General features: G+C 31.6%; 6 protein-coding genes. 2 read left to right on the top strand and 4 right to left on the bottom strand.

The features are described from left to right. Positions 1-72 precede the first annotated feature (72 nt). Complete coding sequence (locus VXP95_RS15255) at positions 73-339, top strand: mobilization protein (RefSeq protein WP_416712341.1); 267 nt, start codon at positions 73-75, stop codon at positions 337-339. A gap of 14 nt (positions 340-353) precedes the next feature. After that, positions 354-662, top strand: coding sequence for a hypothetical protein (locus tag VXP95_RS15250; RefSeq protein ID WP_001061745.1), 309 nt, complete (start codon positions 354-356; stop codon positions 660-662). Positions 663-798: 136 nt separating this feature from the next. On the opposite strand, the gene VXP95_RS15245 is transcribed toward VXP95_RS15250, so the two are convergent. The 4 genes from VXP95_RS15245 to VXP95_RS15230 form a co-directional block, all read right to left on the bottom strand. Next, complete coding sequence (locus VXP95_RS15245) at positions 799-2709, bottom strand: acyltransferase family protein (RefSeq protein ID WP_416712340.1); 1911 nt, start codon at positions 2707-2709, stop codon at positions 799-801. Between the two features lie 328 nt (positions 2710-3037). Further along, a complete protein-coding gene (locus VXP95_RS15240) occupies positions 3038-3595 on the bottom strand; it encodes a hypothetical protein (RefSeq protein ID WP_191731446.1) in 558 nt (185 codons plus the stop codon). A gap of 101 nt (positions 3596-3696) precedes the next feature. Beyond that, positions 3697-3978 (bottom strand): addiction module antidote protein, encoded by a 282-nt coding sequence (locus tag VXP95_RS15235; RefSeq protein ID WP_000985609.1) that lies wholly within the window; start codon positions 3976-3978, stop codon positions 3697-3699. Further along, a complete protein-coding gene (locus VXP95_RS15230) occupies positions 3979-4281 on the bottom strand; it encodes a type II toxin-antitoxin system RelE/ParE family toxin (protein WP_000286964.1) in 303 nt (100 codons plus the stop codon). Between the last annotated feature and the right edge of the window lie 444 nt (positions 4282-4725).

Genomic DNA, 4725 nt, shown 5'->3' with positions numbered 1-4725 from the left:
TATAGCACCTTGAATGCATATTCAAGTGCGCTTATGTTAGGGATGGTTTCCCAGGATGATGGTATTGGATTAATGAGTATTACTGAAACACTAGACAGCAAGATTAAGGCACAGGAAGAAAAGCTAAAACAGTTAAAGGCTCAAAGACAGGCAGCACTAGCAAGAGAACGTGCTAAAGAGAAAGAACAGGCTCGAAAGGACGATACCAAACGCAAAATTCTAATCGGATCCTGTATGCTAAAAATCACTGAAGAAGATGAACAGGCACGGGCTAAATTGATCGCTCAGATGGACCGGTATTTGACGGATGAAAGAGACAGAAAGTTATTTAATCTTTAATGTAGAACTCTAATATGAATAATTTATCAATAACTTCTCCCAAGGCTCCCTTGATTAAATCTTGGTTTGGTTTTGTCTTAGGTGCAGCATCTGTTGCTATAAGTCTATTTGGCTTATCCAAGAGTTTTGATTTAGCCGGAATTTTAAGTACTTTGGGTTTTTTATGTTTTTGGTATCCTTGGAGTCAAATGACTGGTTGGAAGGATCCAATAAAGAACTTTTTCAAAGTAGATGATCAATCAATGAGTAAATCATGCATCTACTTAACATTGATCGCCACAATACTACTTATAACTTCTACCGTGATAACTTTTATTAATTAAAATTCTAGGAAATATCCATTCATTTGGCTTTATACAAAGTGAGGTTTTTACCTCACTTTTTTGATTGCGTATAAGAAATTTTATGTTAAATGAGTTTATTTTTTTTAATAAACTCATTTAATCTTTTATGTATAGTTTAATTTAGAACTTCTTCAAACATTGGTGTAAGAAGTTTATTTCCATACTCGCTTAGGTGATCTCCATCACGGTAAATAGAGCGGCCTTTATATTCAGAAATACACTTTCCTTGTTGGCACAAAATTTTTGAAGGGGCTAGAATTTTAGCATTGCATTTTTGTGCCACATCTTCTAAAAGTTTATTCATTTGAGATGATCTATTTTGATATTGAGAATATGAGATAGAATTATCTAATATTTTATTAAGAGTCATCATTTGTTTAGCCATTAAAGGAGGAATATTAATCCCCATTTCTGGAATTGTAGAAACTATATACACTGGTGAAATTGGAGAGATATCACAAATTGATTTTTCAAAATTATCTTGAAATTCAAGGTATTTTTCCTTCTTTGTGCTTTTTTTATCACTAAAATAAATAATTTGTGAATTATCTCTATCAATATTGTTTTCACCTTCCATTCTTTCTAAGTATCTATTTACAATGAAAATAGGAGTATTTTTATGTTGCTTCAAATATTGATGACGATCTTCATTTATTTTAGTACAAAATGAAATATCTTCATTAAATCTTGCATTTAAGATATAAGGGCAGCCAGACCTAGCAGCATATATAACACCATCTTTACTTAAATTCAAAATACTAGTTATAGATGATGCAATAGCATCCGCATGGCTATCCCCAAGAATAATAGCTTTAATATTGTCTTTATTTCCAATTATGCATGTTTCAAATTTTTCAGAAGCGAATACGGATTCACATCTTTGAGGAAAATCATTGTTAACTTCATTTAAAATAGTGGTAATTTTTTCTGAAACACGAAATTCCATTCCGTCAGTTTTTTTTATAATATAGCCACATACTAAAATAACTAAAAATATATAAAAGGGTTTAACCTTATAGAGCTCTTTCCAATATAAATATCTTGAAAAATTAATCTTTTCAATTAATTGATAGCTTAAAAATCCGAGCAAGATAGAAAGAGGAATGCCATAGATCCACCAATCTTCAAATGCAAAGTAGAATCCAAAAACGACTAAAGGCCAATGCCATACATAGATGGAATAAGACCATTTTCCGACATAGTTAAAAACTATGTTATTGATGATGAAATTATTTTGGAAGTTACTTACGATAATTAAATATGCACCAAAGACAGGTATTAGTGCCATATAACCAGGCCATAATGTATCTTTTGACATTAAGAAATATGAAGCAACAATAAGTACAATACCTAATGATTGAATTGTAATTTGTTTTATCTTACTTTGAAGTGACCAAGGATATAAAAACGCCAACCCACCGAGTAACATCTCCCATGCTCGGCTTGTAAGTAAGAAGTAAGCAGTCTTACTGTCTTTGTAAGTTGCATAAATACAGTAAATAAAACTCGCTAGAAATAATCCTATAACAACACGTTTTAGATTTGTAAAACTGAAATATTTTTTTAGAATGACAATGAGAATTGGGAAGAAGATATAAAATTGCCATTCAACAGATAGCGACCATGTATGTAGTAACCACTTTGTATGCTCTGCTGTATCAAAATAACCACCACCTTTTGCAAATAAAAGATTTGATATAAATAAAGAACTTTTCTCAACTTGTCGTCCTAAGTCACGATAGTCACTAGGGATTAAATAGAACCAACCAAATACGAGTAAAACAGCTGACATTGCAGCTAATACAGGGATGATTCTATTTGCTCTGGCGTTATAAAATTTGAATAAATTAAAGGTCTTTTTTTCTACACCACTAAAAATAATCGATGTCATTAAAAAGCCAGAAATAACAAAGAAAACATCAACCCCTGCAAATCCACCTGGTAGCCATTGTGGATTAAAGTGAAAAAGGACTACGGCAAGAACAGCAATTGCTCGTAGTCCATTTATATCGTATCTAAATTGCATGGAAAAAGTGTAGTAAATCAGGAAATTGGCATATTCTATAACTTAATGAAATTGAAATCAGAATTAATTATTAATTTTAAGTTTTCCTAAAATTAACATAATACACGTTATACGAATTCCCAAGGCATGGCTTTTAGTCATGCTTTTTTTATCAAAAGAGTATAGCTGAATGATAAAGAGCCCAATAGCATTCGATATCTATCATTAAACTTAATGCAATAATTAAATGATAGTATTATCGTTGGTCTAATCAAATTAAGACTAAATGATAGTAATGGAAACTACTAATTTCGTATAACCACCAATATGTTAAATGGGACTAAGTATTTCAATTTGATCTGTATTTGCGATTATCGAGTACGTTCATAAATATTAATGTGATGACTATAATAAGGACATATTGCAAACTAAAAGCAATAGCAGAAATATAAGGATGTGCGAAACTGTTTAAGTAGGTAAGAGTATCGCCTTTACGCCATTCTTTATATGGAGGAAGAGGCTCATCATTGATAAAAAACCAATTCAGGTTGATTAGGCTTAAGGTAAAGCAGAAAAATACAATTCCAAGCCAGCCATTGATAGACTGCTGGTTTTTATTCAATTTTGCATAATGCTGACGTATTTGTTTTACATGTGTGGCGGGTAGTGGGTATCTTAAATAATTAATAACAATAAGACCAATCACGAAAAAATTACATATTGCAAAATAGTCATTTAGAAACTTATGCTGGCTTGAAATCGAAGAGGAAATTGTGTTCGGAAATAAGCCATTAAATGAGAAATCAAAACTGACTATGACTAATGCGATTGCAGTGGGGATCAGATAAAAATAATAAAATGGTGCTGTAACATCTAAATAATATAAAAAAGCTGATTTTTTTTTCATGATTTTTGGTGATTTGGTTTAAGTTTTTCTAAAATTAACATAATACACCTTATACGAAATTAAAAAATGGAGCCTAAAGCTCCATTTTTTAATAACTTTTTTTAAATTGCTAAGCGTAAATTCAGTGCTTTTACAACTTTAATCACAGTATCAAAACTAGGGTTAACATCACCAGAAAGTGCTTTATAAAGACTTTCTCGGCCTAAGCCTGTATCTCGTGATAATTGAGCCATTCCTTTAGCTTTTGCAATGTTACCTAAAGCCTTTGCAATGAATGCGGCATCGCCATTAGATTCTTCAATACATGCTTGTAAGTAAGCCTGCATATCATCCTCTGTTTTAAGATGCTCAGCACTGTCCCATTTGCGAAGTTTAATAGCCATTTATAGCTCCTCCTCTAAATCTTGTGCCAATTGCAGGGCAAGTTTTATATCTTTACTTTGCGTAGACTTATCTCCGCCTGCTAAGAGAATAACAACCCTTTGCCCTTGCTTGCAGTAATAAATCCTATAGCCTGGCCCAAAGAAGAAACGTAATTCAGAAACACCTTCACCGACCGGCTCAGTATCTCCAAAGTTTCCATCTTCAACCCGATCAATTCGGACTTGTATGCGTCTTTTTGCCTGCTGGTCTTTTAACTTGGTGAACCAGTCATCAAAGACTTCAGTGGTATATATTGAGTACATAAGTAGAGTGTATCCTATAGGATACATTTATGCAAGAAATAAACTTGATATTTGGGGCTCGAAACGGTGAATTTCGTATAACCACCATTATGTTAAATAAGTCATAAATTAACCTGAATTCTGCTTAACCCAACAATTCGATTACAAAATTATTGGTTTGATCAAAATTAAAGTTATTTAAAATACTTAAATCAGACTTTTATGTTTAATATAAACTATATAAAGAAAATTAATTAAAAAAAAGAAAGTATATAAATAAACATCTAATCTGGAAATTTTAATGAAATTCATATAATCGTCTTTAAAATTAATGATCACTCCATCTTGGTTCCACATTCTAAAAATAATATTTCTATTTTTAGATGTTATAGGCTTTGTTGCACAAAGATTTAAAAGACAACACTCTGCTCATTTGAACAGAATTCAAGTGACAACTTGGGTATG

It is taken from the genome of Acinetobacter sp. 226, assembly GCF_048147925.1.
In the GTDB taxonomy this organism is placed as follows: Bacteria; Pseudomonadota; Gammaproteobacteria; order Pseudomonadales; family Moraxellaceae; genus Acinetobacter; species Acinetobacter pecorum.
This window is presented reverse-complemented; position numbering and strand designations above follow the sequence as displayed.

Bases quoted from the DNA above. Each gene is read 5' to 3' on its own strand.
- VXP95_RS15240 (WP_191731446.1), bottom strand. From the start codon at position 3,595: ATGAAAAAAAAATCAGCTTTTTTATATTATTTAGATGTTACAGCACCA.
- VXP95_RS15255 (WP_416712341.1), top strand. From the start codon at position 73: ATGAGTATTACTGAAACACTAGACAGCAAGATTAAGGCACAGGAAGAA.
- VXP95_RS15230 (WP_000286964.1), bottom strand. From the start codon at position 4,281: ATGTACTCAATATATACCACTGAAGTCTTTGATGACTGGTTCACCAAG.
- VXP95_RS15250 (WP_001061745.1), top strand. From the start codon at position 354: ATGAATAATTTATCAATAACTTCTCCCAAGGCTCCCTTGATTAAATCT.
- VXP95_RS15235 (WP_000985609.1), bottom strand. From the start codon at position 3,978: ATGGCTATTAAACTTCGCAAATGGGACAGTGCTGAGCATCTTAAAACA.
- VXP95_RS15245 (WP_416712340.1), bottom strand. From the start codon at position 2,709: ATGCAATTTAGATACGATATAAATGGACTACGAGCAATTGCTGTTCTT.